The 15,292-nt window shown below is 60.0% G+C and carries 10 protein-coding genes and 1 CRISPR repeat array; all 10 genes read left to right on the top strand.

Annotated elements, in window-relative coordinates:
- Nucleotides 1-16 precede the first annotated feature (16 nt).
- The 10 genes from csy1 to FGL86_RS02890 all read left to right on the top strand — a co-directional run bounded on the left by csy1 (nucleotide 17) and on the right by FGL86_RS02890 (nucleotide 15,041).
- Nucleotides 17-997, top strand: coding sequence for a type I-F CRISPR-associated protein Csy1 (gene csy1 / locus FGL86_RS02935; RefSeq protein WP_246131715.1), 981 nt, complete (start codon nucleotides 17-19; stop codon nucleotides 995-997).
- Nucleotides 990-1,991 (top strand): type I-F CRISPR-associated protein Csy2, encoded by a 1,002-nt coding sequence (csy2, locus tag FGL86_RS02930; RefSeq protein WP_147183195.1) that lies wholly within the window; start codon nucleotides 990-992, stop codon nucleotides 1,989-1,991. Before csy1 ends, csy2 begins: the two co-directional genes overlap by 8 nt.
- Nucleotides 1,992-2,007: 16 nt before the next feature.
- Nucleotides 2,008-3,045, top strand: coding sequence for a type I-F CRISPR-associated protein Csy3 (csy3, locus tag FGL86_RS02925; protein WP_147183194.1), 1,038 nt, complete (start codon nucleotides 2,008-2,010; stop codon nucleotides 3,043-3,045).
- 3 nt (nucleotides 3,046-3,048) lie between these two features.
- On the top strand, nucleotides 3,049-3,618 hold the full coding sequence (cas6f, locus tag FGL86_RS02920; protein WP_147183193.1) for a type I-F CRISPR-associated endoribonuclease Cas6/Csy4: 570 nt from the start codon (nucleotides 3,049-3,051) through the stop codon (nucleotides 3,616-3,618).
- A 129-nt stretch (nucleotides 3,619-3,747) separates the two neighbouring features.
- Nucleotides 3,748-8,996: direct repeats of the CRISPR family, unit length 28 nt; unit sequence GTTCGCTGCCGCCCAGGCAGCTCAGAAA.
- 130 nt (nucleotides 8,997-9,126) lie between these two features.
- Nucleotides 9,127-9,510: a DUF6394 family protein gene (locus FGL86_RS02915; RefSeq protein WP_147183192.1), complete on the top strand. Its 384-nt coding sequence runs from the start codon at nucleotides 9,127-9,129 to the stop codon at nucleotides 9,508-9,510.
- Nucleotides 9,511-9,531: 21 nt separating this feature from the next.
- Nucleotides 9,532-11,280: a potassium channel family protein gene (locus tag FGL86_RS02910; RefSeq protein ID WP_147183191.1), complete on the top strand. Its 1,749-nt coding sequence runs from the start codon at nucleotides 9,532-9,534 to the stop codon at nucleotides 11,278-11,280.
- A 28-nt stretch (nucleotides 11,281-11,308) separates the two neighbouring features.
- Nucleotides 11,309-12,043, top strand: a complete 735-nt coding sequence (locus tag FGL86_RS02905; RefSeq protein ID WP_246131714.1) for a helix-turn-helix domain-containing protein — start codon at nucleotides 11,309-11,311, stop codon at nucleotides 12,041-12,043.
- Between the two features lie 183 nt (nucleotides 12,044-12,226).
- A complete protein-coding gene (locus FGL86_RS02900; protein WP_147183189.1) occupies nucleotides 12,227-12,820 on the top strand; it encodes a DUF6448 family protein in 594 nt (197 codons plus the stop codon).
- Between the two features lie 42 nt (nucleotides 12,821-12,862).
- On the top strand, nucleotides 12,863-13,099 hold the full coding sequence (locus tag FGL86_RS02895) for a heavy-metal-associated domain-containing protein (RefSeq protein ID WP_147183188.1): 237 nt from the start codon (nucleotides 12,863-12,865) through the stop codon (nucleotides 13,097-13,099).
- Between the two features lie 94 nt (nucleotides 13,100-13,193).
- Complete coding sequence (locus FGL86_RS02890) at nucleotides 13,194-15,041, top strand: heavy metal translocating P-type ATPase (RefSeq protein WP_147183187.1); 1,848 nt, start codon at nucleotides 13,194-13,196, stop codon at nucleotides 15,039-15,041.
- Nucleotides 15,042-15,292 lie beyond the last annotated feature (251 nt).

Genomic DNA, 15,292 nt, shown 5'->3' with positions numbered 1-15,292 from the left:
TTTTAGCGGCGATGTAGTGGGGGATGCGGCGGCGCTAGATATTTACAAGTTTCTCAGGCTACAGCATGCAGACAGATCGCTGCTGGAACTGGCGCTGGAAGAAGACGCGGCATTCAGCGACGCGCTAAGCGATAACCCTGGCCAGGCAGCCGAGTGGGCAAACGCCTTTGCCGGCATTACCCAGCCCAAGGGCATCGAGGCCTCGCATACACAAGCAAAGCAGCTTTATTGGCTTGCGGGTGACGACCCCACGGACGATGGAGACTTCCACTTGCTGGCGCCGCTGTATGCCACTTCCCTTGCCCATCAGATATTCCAGCGCATCAATACCGACCGTTTCGGCGATGCCGCCAAGACGGCTCGCCAGGCACGACGAGACAACAAGCCAGCCGAAAGTGGCTATCGCGATTACCCGAATCTGGCGGCCCAGAAATTGGGTGGCACCAAGCCGCAGAATATTTCCCAGCTCAACAGTGAACGGGGCGGCAACAACTACCTGTTGGCTTCCCTCCCGCCCAAATGGAAAAGCCAAGGCGTCAAGGCGCCCTTGTATACCGAATCCGTATTCGAGCGCTTTGGCCGCCGCCGCGAGGTGCGCTGGCTGGTACAGGGCTTGGCGCAGTTTTTACTCACACACCCGCCCGAAAACCGCCATACCCGCAACCGGGTCGATGGCTATTTCGATGCGCTGATCGATGAGCTGGTGCTGTTCTCCAGCGAATTTCACGGGCTGTCGCCGGGCTGGTCCGCGGATTCGGCTTGCCGCCTGCCGCTGGAGCAGCAGCTATGGCTAGACCCCTGGCGTGGTGAAGAAGAGGCGGATTTTGCCAACCAGCGTGAGCAAGGCGAATGGCCGGAACGAATTCGCGAGGCCTTTGCCCGCTGGCTCAATCGCCAGCTGAATCGGTTGAGCGTGGGGGACAACGAGCATCGAGAGTGGGCGGCGCGCCTGAAACGCAAGCTGGATACTCTGCAGGAGGAACTGCCCCATGTTTGATGCCGATACCAAAGCCTTGCTGGTTCTGCCGCATTTGCGTATTCAGAACGCCAACGCCATTTCCAGCTCGATGACCTGGGGCTTTCCCGCCATGAGCGCCTTTGTCGGCTTCATGCATGCGCTGGAGCGCAAGCTGCCCGAAACCCTGGAGCTGCAGTTCAACGCCATCGGCGTGATCTGCCACGACTTCGAAACCCAGACCCAGCAAGGCTATGTGCGCACCTTCCATTTGACTCGTAATCCATTGGCCTCGCATGAAGATAGGAAAAAGATCGAAAAAAGTGGCAGCTATACAACGCCGTCCATTGTCGAGGAAGGGCGCATGCATCTCGAGATCACCCTGGTGCTGGCGGTGAAGGGCGAAGGTATCCAGAGCGCCGACGCCGCCCAGGCCGTCATGGATATCGTCGCGGGAATGCGTATCGCCGGAGGCAGCGTTATGCCGCTATTGCCGGGGCAGCGCCGCTATCAGCCGACATTGGAAGTGCTTGGCGATGATGTAAGCGACAGACAAGAGGTCTTTAGCAAGCTCAAGCGCCGCTGGCTGCCCGGCTTTGCCTTGGTACTGCGTGACGATCTCCTGCAGGAGCATCATCAGGAACGCCAACAAACTCAACCGAATAGTACCCTGCTGGATAGCTGGCTGGATCTTTCACGCCTGAACTGGGAATGCCATCAAACCGCTATCGCGGATGAAAACGGTAAGGAAAAGGCCGAGGTGGAATGGCAGGTGCGCAAGAAGCCCGGCTGGCTGGTGCCGATCCCCGTAGGTTACGGCGCTCTTACCGATATTTTCGAGCCTGGCGAGGTTGCCGGCGCCCGGGATGAAAGTACGCCTTTCCGTTTTGTTGAAAGCCTGTATTCCATCGGGCAGTGGATTAGCCCGCACCGCCTGCATTCGCTGCAAGACCTGCTCTGGTATGTGGATAACGACCTGGAGCAAGGCCTTTATCGCCTGAATAACGACTATCAAACGCGCACAGAGCGCGCTTAACGCAAGGAGCCTTGACATGGCCAAGAACGATACTCTCAAGACCGCTTCCGTACTCGCTTTCGAACGCAAGCTTGATCCTTCCGACGCGCTGATGTTCGCCGGTCAATGGGAGCAGCGCGACGACATGCAAGAATGGCAACCCATCGCCATTCGCGAAAAATCCGTGCGCGGCACTATTTCCAACCGCTTGAAGGCCAAGGATCAGGATCCCGCCAAACTGGATGTCGCCATTGAAAATCCCAATCTGCAGACCGTGGATGTTGCTACCCTGCCAAGCGATGTGGACACGCTAATGACCCGCTTCACGCTGCGGGTCTTGGGTGGCGCCGGCAGGCCTTCCGCCTGCAATAACGCTGACTACCAGGACAAGCTGAGCGAAACGGTAAAAGGCTACGTCAGCGAGCAGGGTTTCACTGAACTAGCCAAACGCTATGCCTATAACCTCGCCAATGGGCGCTTTCTGTGGCGCAACCGCATGGGCGCCGAGCAGATCGAGATTCGTATCAACCTCGTGGAGCAGGGCCAGGCCACCGGCAGTTGGTCCTTCGATGCGCTTACGCTTTCCTTGCGCGGATTTGAAACCACTCAAGCGACTCAGTCGGGCCTGAAGGAGCTGGCGGATCAGATCCATAACGGCCTGAGCGGTGAGCGTCATGTGCTGCTGGAAGTGGTTGCCTTTGCCCGAGTTGGAGAGGGGCAGGAGGTGTTTCCTTCCCAGGAGCTGATTCTGGATCGCAGCAGCGGCAATAAAAGCAAGACGCTTTATCAAGTCAGCGGTGTTGCGGGTATTCACTCTCAGAAGCTCGGCAATGCGATTCGCACCATCGATACCTGGTATCCGCAGGAAAACGATGAGGATCTCGGCCCTATTGCCGTCGAGCCCTATGGTTCCGTCACTACCCAAGGCAAGGCGTATCGCCAACCCAAGCAAAAAGCCGATTTCTATTCGTTGCTGGACGGTTGGATCATCAAGGATCAGGTGCCGCCGACCGAGCAACAGCATTTTGTGATGGCGACGTTGATTCGCGGCGGCGTGTTCGGCGAAGCGGGGTAAGCCATGAATCACTACATCGATATTCGCCTACGGCTCGATCCGGAATTTCCGGCGCCAATGTTGATGGGAGCGCTCTACGCCAAGCTGCACCGAGCGCTTTTTGATCTCGACGCCGATGATATCGGCGTCAGCTTTCCCGAACATAAAAGCGGAGTGCAGGCGCGCACCCTGGGGGAGCAATTTCGTCTCCACGGCTCTCGCCAAAGACTCGAGCAACTGATGGAGAGTGAATGGTTAATCGGCATGCGCGATCACGTCGTATCGAGCAATGTGCAAGCGGTACCCGAAGGTGTGAGACATGTCGTAGTGAAGCGTAGGCAGTTCAACACCGGCGGCGAAAGCCGCGCCAAGCGTTATGCCAAACGTCATGACATAAGCCTGGAGGAAGCGCGGCAGCTATATGCCGCACCGGCGTCGCGTCGCATCGAACTGCCGTTCGTACAGCTCAACAGCCGCTCGAGCCAGCAGCGCTTCTGCCTGTTTATCGACCACGGCAAGCCGCAAAGGGAACCCGTACAAGGCACGTTCAACCACTACGGCCTGAGCCGTCATGCCACGGTACCCTGGTTTTGACCCTTTTTTGCAAGAAGTAAAAGAAGATCTATAAAACAATGGGTTAGCGGTGTTGCCTTGATAAAGGTAATATCGCGCTTTTTACAGGAGGCTCTTTAAAAATCAATCAATTAGCGTTATTTTGCTCTAGTTCGCTGCCGCCCAGGCAGCTCAGAAACTCGGGCGAGATCGAGCCGGTGTTCGTCTACAGTTCGCTGCCGCCCAGGCAGCTCAGAAATCCATCCTGTGTTGCATTTGATCTGCGCCCAGGTTCGCTGCCGCCCAGGCAGCTCAGAAATCCACCCAGTATTGCATTTGATCTGCGCCCAGGTTCGCTGCCGCCCAGGCAGCTCAGAAATCGTCCCTGAAACCATGATCCCAGAGGCTAATGTTCGCTGCCGCCCAGGCAGCTCAGAAATATGCGCAAGCATCCAATCGAATAGACTTTTCGTTCGCTGCCGCCCAGGCAGCTCAGAAAAGAGTCATTGCGACCTGAGTGGGCATACCCAAGTTCGCTGCCGCCCAGGCAGCTCAGAAAAGAGAAATTATCTGGGAATTGAACATCTCTCAAGTTCGCTGCCGCCCAGGCAGCTCAGAAAGGCATGAGCATAAACGAGGAAGAGGCAGAAGCGTTCGCTGCCGCCCAGGCAGCTCAGAAAATGTCGCCCACGCTCACTGGGTTCCCGATGCAGTTCGCTGCCGCCCAGGCAGCTCAGAAAAGGACGCTGTAATACTGCTCGCCCTCTAGGATGTTCGCTGCCGCCCAGGCAGCTCAGAAACCACGTAACCGTATCCGCTGCTCTGCACCTCTGTTCGCTGCCGCCCAGGCAGCTCAGAAATCCTCGACTGGTTCCAAGTGAGGCTCTTGATAGTTCGCTGCCGCCCAGGCAGCTCAGAAATATCCAGGTGGGAACAGCCACCACAGCCCCCTGTTCGCTGCCGCCCAGGCAGCTCAGAAAAAGGAAGCCGCGTCTATCGGGCGACGTGCAAGGTTCGCTGCCGCCCAGGCAGCTCAGAAAACGCCCGCCGCCGTATTGCCCTGGCTGTCGTGGTTCGCTGCCGCCCAGGCAGCTCAGAAAACCTATCAGAACGCCCACCGCCCCCGCGACTTGTTCGCTGCCGCCCAGGCAGCTCAGAAAGGAAGGAGCGGTGGGACGTTTGCAGTCGAGCTGTTCGCTGCCGCCCAGGCAGCTCAGAAATAACAGGACAAGCGCCGCGGCCCCTACAGTTCGTTCGCTGCCGCCCAGGCAGCTCAGAAAAAAAGGATCCCGTGGGTGGCAGGGGGGGGAAGGTTCGCTGCCGCCCAGGCAGCTCAGAAAATACAGCTCAGGTACGTCAAAGCAGCCTCCTCGTTCGCTGCCGCCCAGGCAGCTCAGAAATTCAGCCAGGCCAGTGCGCCAGCAATGGCGAAGTTCGCTGCCGCCCAGGCAGCTCAGAAACGTAAATAAAAGGCACGCGCGCGCGATTATATGTTCGCTGCCGCCCAGGCAGCTCAGAAACTTCCATCGTTGCCTTTAGATATCCAGTATCGGTTCGCTGCCGCCCAGGCAGCTCAGAAAGGAAAGGCGCCTCAGCGAAGCGCCAGACCGCTGTTCGCTGCCGCCCAGGCAGCTCAGAAACTCAGTGTGTCCTGTTGTTTTGGGTCGGCGTCGTTCGCTGCCGCCCAGGCAGCTCAGAAATGGCCACCGGCAAGCCGGTGGAAGACGAAGGTGTTCGCTGCCGCCCAGGCAGCTCAGAAAGCTCTCTGATCAGTTTGTTTGCATAATCAATCGTTCGCTGCCGCCCAGGCAGCTCAGAAATTAACGTAGATACGATCGACCACCGGCACAATGTTCGCTGCCGCCCAGGCAGCTCAGAAAAATGCGAGTAGGCCTTGTCGTGCCACACAGCCGTTCGCTGCCGCCCAGGCAGCTCAGAAAGTATCAGGACGCATCGGGAACAGTCCCAGCAAGTTCGCTGCCGCCCAGGCAGCTCAGAAAAAAAGCCGTGCAGCTTGTGCTGTCATGCGTTGGTTCGCTGCCGCCCAGGCAGCTCAGAAATGTAGCGCAGCGGCAAAACCCGTAGTTTGAGGGTTCGCTGCCGCCCAGGCAGCTCAGAAACAATATGAAAAGGGTGCCATATCGCTGAGCCAGTTCGCTGCCGCCCAGGCAGCTCAGAAAAAAAGCCGTGCAGCTTGTGCTGTCATGCGTTGGTTCGCTGCCGCCCAGGCAGCTCAGAAATGTAGCGCAGCGGCAAAACCCGTAGTTTGAGGGTTCGCTGCCGCCCAGGCAGCTCAGAAACGCAGATCCCGGCGCAGGTTGGCTATCTGGTCGTTCGCTGCCGCCCAGGCAGCTCAGAAAATGCACGGATCGCCGACCAACGCCAGGACTTCGTTCGCTGCCGCCCAGGCAGCTCAGAAAGGGCAGAACATGGAGCCGTTACCGCCTGAGCCGTTCGCTGCCGCCCAGGCAGCTCAGAAACGATATGGCCTGCGACAATAAACCGTGCATACGTTCGCTGCCGCCCAGGCAGCTCAGAAATGGAAGCATTGGTCGAAGAAACACTGAGGCTTGTTCGCTGCCGCCCAGGCAGCTCAGAAACGTCACCCATTGCCATAGCGCGTAGGCCAGGAGTTCGCTGCCGCCCAGGCAGCTCAGAAAAGTCGTCTTGACATCAACATCGCGCTTATCACGTTCGCTGCCGCCCAGGCAGCTCAGAAACCGGTAATCCGGGCTTTTTTTCACTTCCTGGCGTTCGCTGCCGCCCAGGCAGCTCAGAAATGGTGGGCGTATACGGTGCGGCTCATATCAGCGTTCGCTGCCGCCCAGGCAGCTCAGAAAAGGCAAAGAAAAATTCAAACGCACCACGACAAGTTCGCTGCCGCCCAGGCAGCTCAGAAAGGCAGCACATGCTATAAGCGCAGCAAACCCAAGTTCGCTGCCGCCCAGGCAGCTCAGAAAATGGCTAATGCTTATTTGTCTGCGCTGCATGTGTTCGCTGCCGCCCAGGCAGCTCAGAAAATCTCGATCTTGCGGCGCTCAAGAAAGATGTCGTTCGCTGCCGCCCAGGCAGCTCAGAAACGCTGCGGTATTGCCCTGGCTGTCGTGACCGAGTTCGCTGCCGCCCAGGCAGCTCAGAAAGCTCTCTGATCAGTTTGTTTGCATAATCAATCGTTCGCTGCCGCCCAGGCAGCTCAGAAATTAACGTAGATACGATCGACCACCGGCACAATGTTCGCTGCCGCCCAGGCAGCTCAGAAAAATGCGAGTAGGCCTTGTCGTGCCACACAGCCGTTCGCTGCCGCCCAGGCAGCTCAGAAAGTATCAGGACGCATCGGGAACAGTCCCAGCAAGTTCGCTGCCGCCCAGGCAGCTCAGAAAAACAAGACCTGGCCTTGGGCCACGATTAGCTCGTTCGCTGCCGCCCAGGCAGCTCAGAAAACCGGCAACAGGCAGGCGAACATCTCGATCACGTTCGCTGCCGCCCAGGCAGCTCAGAAAGCCAGTACCCGGACAAGGCCAAGGAAATCGTCGTTCGCTGCCGCCCAGGCAGCTCAGAAAGCGCCGATGCCGCTGGCCCAGCTGGGATCCGCGTTCGCTGCCGCCCAGGCAGCTCAGAAAGAGCGGGCCGTGGATGCCAAGCAGTACAAGGAGTTCGCTGCCGCCCAGGCAGCTCAGAAACAGGCCACGAGTCAGCACGGAGACAGAATCGAGTTCGCTGCCGCCCAGGCAGCTCAGAAAAGCGGGCGGCCTGGGCGCTGTTGCGGGTGATCGTTCGCTGCCGCCCAGGCAGCTCAGAAAATCACCGCTGCAAGATCAGCGGCATCGTAGTTGTTCGCTGCCGCCCAGGCAGCTCAGAAATCGTCGAACGTCCGGTAGGTGAAGCTGTCGGCGTTCGCTGCCGCCCAGGCAGCTCAGAAAAAGCGAGTGGCCAATAGTAACGGCCAGACCGTGTTCGCTGCCGCCCAGGCAGCTCAGAAATATTAAAATCAATAACTTGCGCTTGTCCCGAGGTTCGCTGCCGCCCAGGCAGCTCAGAAATCGATCATATCGTCGTCGGCGGAACCGAGACGGTTCGCTGCCGCCCAGGCAGCTCAGAAATTCTATGCCGCCAACGTGGCCTTGACCCTGCTGTTCGCTGCCGCCCAGGCAGCTCAGAAAAGTCGCCGGCGGAGCTCGCGGCCCGGGCTGGCGTTCGCTGCCGCCCAGGCAGCTCAGAAAGCATCCTCCGTCAGCAGCCGGGCAATCTCTGCGTTCGCTGCCGCCCAGGCAGCTCAGAAAAGTCTGCTTTTGTCAGTTTCATCGGTATCTCAGTTCGCTGCCGCCCAGGCAGCTCAGAAATTAACGAGGTCAGTTCGGTTCCGCTTCAGCAGGTTCGCTGCCGCCCAGGCAGCTCAGAAATGCTGGCGCTATATCGACCGGCGCCGATGACCGTTCGCTGCCGCCCAGGCAGCTCAGAAAATCAAATCTCCTCGACTTCGATGCTGGCGTCGGTTCGCTGCCGCCCAGGCAGCTCAGAAACGGACCTGGCGTCGGATCATCGCACCAGACCCGTTCGCTGCCGCCCAGGCAGCTCAGAAAGAAGACCTGATCGCCATGATCGCCGAGCGACGGTTCGCTGCCGCCCAGGCAGCTCAGAAAGTTAAGCAAGCGCGTCGAGAGTGGGCAGCACAGTTCGCTGCCGCCCAGGCAGCTCAGAAAGCGATGCCGCGATGGCGTGCCGGTACCGGGTCGTTCGCTGCCGCCCAGGCAGCTCAGAAAAAGCTGGATATCCGTCAGCGAGCGCTTGCCCCGTTCGCTGCCGCCCAGGCAGCTCAGAAAGCATTGCGGGCATCGCCTGGGCTCTTGTCGCTGTTCGCTGCCGCCCAGGCAGCTCAGAAAACCTCCCAGGCGCTTCACGCCGTCTTGCGGCTGTTCGCTGCCGCCCAGGCAGCTCAGAAAACCTCGGCGATGGTGGCCAAGCGGATCAGGTTGTTCGCTGCCGCCCAGGCAGCTCAGAAATCACCGGCGCGGGTTATCGAATCGCTGATCGGGTTCGCTGCCGCCCAGGCAGCTCAGAAAAGGTCGATCTTGAGATAGTCCGCCGCCAGTACGTTCGCTGCCGCCCAGGCAGCTCAGAAAGACCGGCGTGGTAAGAATGTCGCGCACGGATTGTTCGCTGCCGCCCAGGCAGCTCAGAAAAGTGAGGTAACCCCATGCCCCAGTTCTATACCGTTCGCTGCCGCCCAGGCAGCTCAGAAATAGTTCGACGGTGATTTCGCGGGATCGGTATTGTTCGCTGCCGCCCAGGCAGCTCAGAAAGCATACTGATAGATAGCGCCTACCCACTGACGGTTCGCTGCCGCCCAGGCAGCTCAGAAAACGCGCAGCATAAATGCCTCGGCGCTACATTCGTTCGCTGCCGCCCAGGCAGCTCAGACATGAAAAGGGCATTCGAGCATATCGAGCCGGCTAGGGGCCGGGTTGCTGGCGCAGTCAAAGAGCAGACCAAGGGGGCGGGCCATCACCGAGGTGCCTATACTGATGGCGCGTCCCGGCCAGGAGCAGGTCCATGAATCTCGAGCGGGTGGTATTCGGTTTTTTCGTCATTCTTACTTTGAGCCTCAATGTCGCCTTCGTCGCGGGTAGCGTCGAGGCGGCCGCCCATCACAATGTGTGGATTCTCACCTTCGCCATCATCGTCAACCTGGTCGCGATCGGTCTTAAACTGGGGGATCGCTCCCAGATCGGGGCATTGCTGCTGGCGTCCGGTCTGGTTGCCGGCCTTCTGCTGATCACGGCGCGGGTCGTCTGGATCGTCGCGGAATCCGGTGATGGGGGCGGGCCGGCGCCGGGAGAGATGACCGATATCGTTTCAATCGCAAGGGGAGCGCTGATCGCGAATATCGTCGCGACGGTGATCCTGGTCGGCGACACGCTGCTCTCGCGACGCTAGCGCAGAGGGAGGATTAAACACGTGGCCTCTACCTCCGATCTCGACCGTGTGGGAATGATCGTCCTGCGCTATATGCGCCGGCCGCTGTTCGCGCTGCTGTTCGTGTATTCGGTGGGCATCATGGGCATGGCCCTGATGCCGGGCCGGGCCGTCGATGGTGAGGCGACCCACATGAATCTTTTCCACGCCTTTTATTTCTTCACCTACACGGCGACCACGACCGGTTTCGGCGAACTGCCGGACGGCTTCAGCGACGAACAGCGGCTGTGGGCGATCTTCTGCCTCTATACCGGCGCCACCGCGTGGTTCTATGCGATCGGATCCCTGGTTGGCCTGGTTCAGAACCCCCATTTCATCCAGGCCATGGATGGGTTCCAGTTTGCCCGCAAGGTCAAGCGCAACGCTGAGCCTTTCATCATCCTCTGTGGCTTCGGCGATGCGGGCAGTCTGCTTGCCCGGGGCCTGAGCGATCATCATAAACGCGCGGTGATACTCGATTCTGATCCAGAACGCATCAAGGCACTGGGCGTGCGCGATTATACGGTGGCGATGCCGGGGCTCTGTGCGGACGCCAGCGCGCCGAAGCACCTCCTGGCCGCGGGTGTCAAACACCCGGCATGCCAGGCCCTGGTTGCGCTGACGAACGATGAAGACGTCACGCTCAAGATCGCGGTGATGGCACGGCACCTGAACCCGCGGCTCCGGGTCATCTGTCGTTCGACCTCGGTCCGCCACGAGGCCAACCTGCGGGCACTGGACAATGTCACGGTCGTCGACCCGTTCGAGATCTTCGCCCAGCTCGTCTACCGGGCAATCGCCCGTCCCGAACTGCACAATCTCAATGCGTGGTTCGTGGGAGCGCATGGCGTCGAACTCGGGACACCGCTACAGGTTCCGCGGGGTGACTGGATTCTATGCGGGTACGGGCGCATGGTGCACTGGACCCATCGCTATCTCCAGGCTCATGGCGTCGGCGTACGCATCATCGATCCGGAGGTGGACGCCAACGCGGTCGGAGAAGGTACGGTCCTGATCCAGGCGCGGGCGGATCATTCGGCCCTGGTGGCCGCCGGGATCGACGATGCGGCCGGGGTCGTCGCCGCGACGAATTGCGATTCCGACAATCTCAGTACGTTGTTGACGGTGATGCAGCTCAATCCGAAGGCGTTTCGTATCGTGCGTCAGAACAGTCATGAGAATCAGGTGGCGTTCGATGCCGCCCGGGCCGACCTGATTCTTCAGCACAGCCTGACAACGGCGCGAAGGATCCTGAAACTGCTGATCTCGCCTCTCGTCCAAGGATTGATCGATTGGCTTGCGGAACGCGAACCGGCCCGCACGGAAGCACTGGTGGCCCGTCTGCGGGCGGTCGTGGGCGCAGAGCCCTCGCGCCTGTGGTCGGTCAGGCTGGTGCCTGGCGAGGCGCCGGCGGTGACCGAATATCTGCAAGCTGGAGGGGCGGTGGCGTTGGGTGTGTTGTGTCGCGATGCGCGCTCGTTCCCGGAAAAGCTCCCCTGCGAAGCGCTCGCCGTTCGCCGGGCAGGGCAGTCGATCATGTTGCCGGACAAGGATTTTCCGCTTGAGATCGGCGACGAGGCCCTCGTCTGCGGTGTTCATTGGGCGGAGCCGATGCTGCAGGCGACACTCCATAATCCCTATACGCTTCGGTATGTCATGACGGGGATCGATGAGCCGCGCGGGTACGTGTTCGCGTGGCTTGAAGACAGACTACGGCGTCGCCGCAGTGATCATAAGTCGATGCGCGGCTGAATCATCGAAACGGAGACGAGCCAACATCATGTACCTGACGCTGGTTGATCTCCTGCTGGCCGCCGCCATCCACCTGGTCTTCCTGGGCTACCTTTGGGCCACCATTCGCGCTATCGGCCGCTTCGGCACCACGGTACGCCAGCTTTTCTCCAACCTGGAGAACAAACAGCTGGCCTGGCTGCGTACGCTGCTGATCGGCTATGCCTTCGTCTGGACCCTCAGCCTTTTCTACTGCCTCTCCGCCCATGTCTTTAAGAGCGATGCCAGCGCCGAATGGGTCTCCACCATCGGTGCCATCACAGGTTTTTTGTTTATCAACTACCTGCTGATCCACGCCCTGCGCCAGCCTGCTATCTTCTCGGGGCTGAGCGCCGAAGAGACACGCCTCGCCCAGAGCGACGACAACCAGGACGCGCCAGAGAGAGAAGTGGATAGTGCACTGCTCCGGCGCCTTGAAACCCACATGGCCGAGACCAGGCCCTACCTGAACGCCAATCTGACGGTGGAGCAGCTGGCCCGGCAGCTTGGTGTGCCCACCCGTGAGCTGTCGCAAACCATCAACCAGGGGCTCGAGAAGAACTTCTTTGAATTCGTCAGCGACTACCGCGTCGCCGAGGCTCGCCGGCGACTGCAGGCGGCAGATCCCGGCACCACCATCCTGCAGGTGATGTATGACTCGGGCTTCAACTCCAAGTCGGTCTTCAATACGGCCTTCAAGAAGGCTACCGGCATGACTCCCAGCGCCTATCGTGCCCAGGGCTAGGGTTCGACTTTCAGAAAACCGGAGAATAACCGTTATCTTTCTGATTTAAAAAGATTTTAATGGTATTATAGAAAACGTTCGAAGGCGCGTTAAAGAACGATCCGGTCACCGCAGCTCCTTATCATGGAGGCACAGTCAAGCAGCACAGCGACTGTTCCTTCCACGATATAGGAGCACAACACCATGACCGCAATCTTTCGCAAGCGCCTGCTGGCAATCGCAACCACTTCTGCCCTGACCCTGCTGCTGGCCACCCCAGCGTTCGCTCACTGCGACGCCATGGACGGTCCGGTGATCTCGGAAGCGCAAATAGCGCTGAGTTCGGGCGATATCACCCCGCTGCTGAAATGGGTACCAGCCTCGGACGAGACGGCCTTGACCAGCGCCTTCAACAAGACGCTCGAGGTGAGAAAGCTTGGCGACGACGCCCAGGAGCTGGCCGATCAGCAATTCTTCGCGACCCTGGTAGAGATACACCGCGCCTACGAAGGCGCTCCCTTCACCGGCGTCAAGCCAGCAGGCGAGATCGACCCTGCCATCCAGGCGGCCGATACAGCGCTGGAGAAAGGCGAGATCGATGCCTTCCTGGCACGCGTGGTCGACAAGTTCGAGCAGGAGGCCCGCTCGGCCTTCGAAGCCACCCTGGCGGCCAAGCAGCAGGCGAGTGAGAGCCCCGATAAGGGCCGGGAGTTCGTCGAACACTATGTGCACTACGTGTATTACCTCGAGGATGTGCACAACGTGATCGCCGGCAACAGCGGCTCCCATGATCACTGAGAAAACGGCCCACCTATTACCTATCAATTAGGAGTCAACACCATGAGTAATTCTACTTCCTTGAAGAATACTACCTTGCGGTCCAATGAATTCTCCTGCCCCAGCTGCGTCGAGAAGATCGAGACCAAGCTCAAGAGGCTCGACGGCGTCGAATCCGCCGAGGTGAAGTTCGCCTCCGGCCGGGTGATCGTCAGCCACGACCCGGAAAAAGCCTCGGTACGCAACCTTGTCGACGCCGTCGCCGAGGTCGGCTACACCGTCAAGCCCTCAGCCATCTGACGCGGGTGTCTGTGCCATGCAACACAGTAATTCCCTACGAATCGCGCCGGGAGGGCGCGATCCGTAACCCTCTTTGAATCTGGAGGATTCTCCTATGACACGCTGGAAAAACTGGGGTGTGGTGATCGTCTCGGGACTACTGATCATCGCCTCCTGGACCACCGGCTGGGACACACTGATGATCGCCGCGGCTGCGGTGGCCGGCTATCAGATCGCCATCTCCGCCATTCAAGCGCTGCGGGTCAAGATCGTCTCTATCGACCTGCTGGTCACTGTCGCCGCCATCGGCGCTCTGTTTATCAACAACTACTGGGAATCGGCAGCGGTAACCTTCCTCTTCGCCTTCGGCGGCGCCCTGGAGAGGGCCACCCTGAACAAGACTCGCAAGGCCCTGTCGGATCTGGTCGATGCCGCTCCCGAGACGGCCACCGTGCTGCGTGACGGGGAAGCAGAGACCGTCGAGGTATGGGAGCTTGTGCCTGGCGACATAGTGCTGATCAAGAACGGTGAACAGGTTCCCGTCGATGGCACCGTGGTCACCGGCCATGGCGGCGTGGATGAAGCCACCATCACCGGTGAGTCCGTCCCCGCCGAGAAAGCCGAAGGCGAGGAGGTCTTCGCCGGTACCTGGCTGAGATCCGGCTTGCTGCGCGTCAAGGCGGTTGGCATCGGATCGGACACTGCCCTGGCCAAGATCATTCACCGCGTCGAAGACGCCCAGGATGACAAGGCCAAAACCCAGACCTTCATGGAGAAATTCTCCAGGTACTATACCCCGGGGGTCATGCTGACCGCGCTGGTGATCGGCCTGATCACCAGCAATGTGGAACTGGCCCTGACCCTGCTGGTCATCGGCTGTCCGGGTGCCATGGTGATTTCCATCCCGGTATCCATCGTGGCGGGTATCGGTCGCGCGGCCAGAGACGGCGTCCTGATCAAGGGCGGCGAATATCTCGAAACCTCGGCCCGTGTCAACGCCGTGGTGGTGGACAAGACCGGCACACTGACTTACGGCAGGCCGGTGTTGACCGATGTAGTCGTACTGGATGACGCCTACAGCGAAGACCAGGTGCTCACTCTGGCCGCCAGGGCCGAGACCGCCTCCGAACATCCTCTGGCGGAAGCGATCATCCGCGGCGCCGAACAGCGCAAACTGACTGTGGAGATGGTCGACAAGGCGGAGCCGGTTACCGGTAAGGGTATTCGCGCCAATATTGATGGACGCACCATCGCGGTCGGCACCGCCGACCTGCTCGACCAGAGCCCGGACAACACGCGTACCCTGGAGCTCAACGCCGCCGGAAAGACCGCCATGTACGTTGGCGTGGACGGCCGCGCCGTCGGTATCGTGGCCGTGGCGGATACCATTCGCGACACTGCTTACCAGGCGATCAAGGCTCTGCACGACAATGGCGTCAAGGTCATCATGGCCACCGGGGACGCCAAGCGTGTCGCCGAGAACATTGCCGCTGAGCTCGGCATCGATGAAGTGCACGCAGAGCTGATGCCCGAAGATAAGCTGGTCATCGTCAAGGAGCTGCAGAGCCAAGGGTATACCGTGGGCATGGTCGGTGACGGCGTCAACGATACCCCCGCCCTCGCCCAGGCCGATATCGGGATCGCCATGGGCGCAGCCGGCTCACCGGCGGCCATCGAAACCGCGGATATCGCCCTGATGGCCGACCGGCTGCCTCGCCTGCCTTATGCCCTTAACCTGGCCAAGCGGACGGTAAAGACCATGCGTCTCAACATCGCCATCGCCCTGCTGCTTTTCGGCGTACTCTTCGGCGGCGTGACCATGGCCATCGGCATGCTGGTTCACGAGGCCTCGGTGCTGCTGGTCATCGCCATCGCCATGCTGCTGCTGCGCCCGACCCTCAAGGATGAGCAGGAAACGCAGGCAATGAGCCAGAAGCGTGAAGCCGAAGCACTGGCTTCCTGATCAGGGAAACGGAGGCCTGCGCTCTCACTAGACAGCCACCCCAGGGCACTTCCTGGGGTGGTGGGCTTTCTGATCCGAGCCGCTAGCGTAGCTCAGCGATTCGAAACGAGGCTGCCAGATGCACTCCCCCTTCAAGGAGCGGAAGAAGCGCCGGAACTGATCGACTTTTCGAAACTCGAATCTGGCAGGAAAGCCAGTTCAGTGGGGGGCTGTCGCGCATTGCCGAGGTGCTCGACCTTACGCTGGATGAT

Source organism: Pistricoccus aurantiacus (assembly GCF_007954585.1).
Taxonomy (GTDB): domain Bacteria; phylum Pseudomonadota; class Gammaproteobacteria; order Pseudomonadales; family Halomonadaceae; genus Pistricoccus; species Pistricoccus aurantiacus.
The sequence above is the reverse complement of the archived record's forward strand: the minus strand, read 5'-3'. Positions and strand labels throughout refer to the sequence as shown.

Coding starts and splice junctions, on each gene's coding strand:
- csy2 (WP_147183195.1), top strand. CDS start 990: ATGTTTGATGCCGATACCAAAGCCTTGCTGGTTCTGCCGCATTTGCGT.
- csy3 (WP_147183194.1), top strand. CDS start 2,008: ATGGCCAAGAACGATACTCTCAAGACCGCTTCCGTACTCGCTTTCGAA.
- cas6f (WP_147183193.1), top strand. CDS start 3,049: ATGAATCACTACATCGATATTCGCCTACGGCTCGATCCGGAATTTCCG.
- FGL86_RS02915 (WP_147183192.1), top strand. CDS start 9,127: ATGAATCTCGAGCGGGTGGTATTCGGTTTTTTCGTCATTCTTACTTTG.
- FGL86_RS02905 (WP_246131714.1), top strand. CDS start 11,309: ATGTACCTGACGCTGGTTGATCTCCTGCTGGCCGCCGCCATCCACCTG.
- FGL86_RS02900 (WP_147183189.1), top strand. CDS start 12,227: ATGACCGCAATCTTTCGCAAGCGCCTGCTGGCAATCGCAACCACTTCT.
- FGL86_RS02895 (WP_147183188.1), top strand. CDS start 12,863: ATGAGTAATTCTACTTCCTTGAAGAATACTACCTTGCGGTCCAATGAA.
- FGL86_RS02890 (WP_147183187.1), top strand. CDS start 13,194: ATGACACGCTGGAAAAACTGGGGTGTGGTGATCGTCTCGGGACTACTG.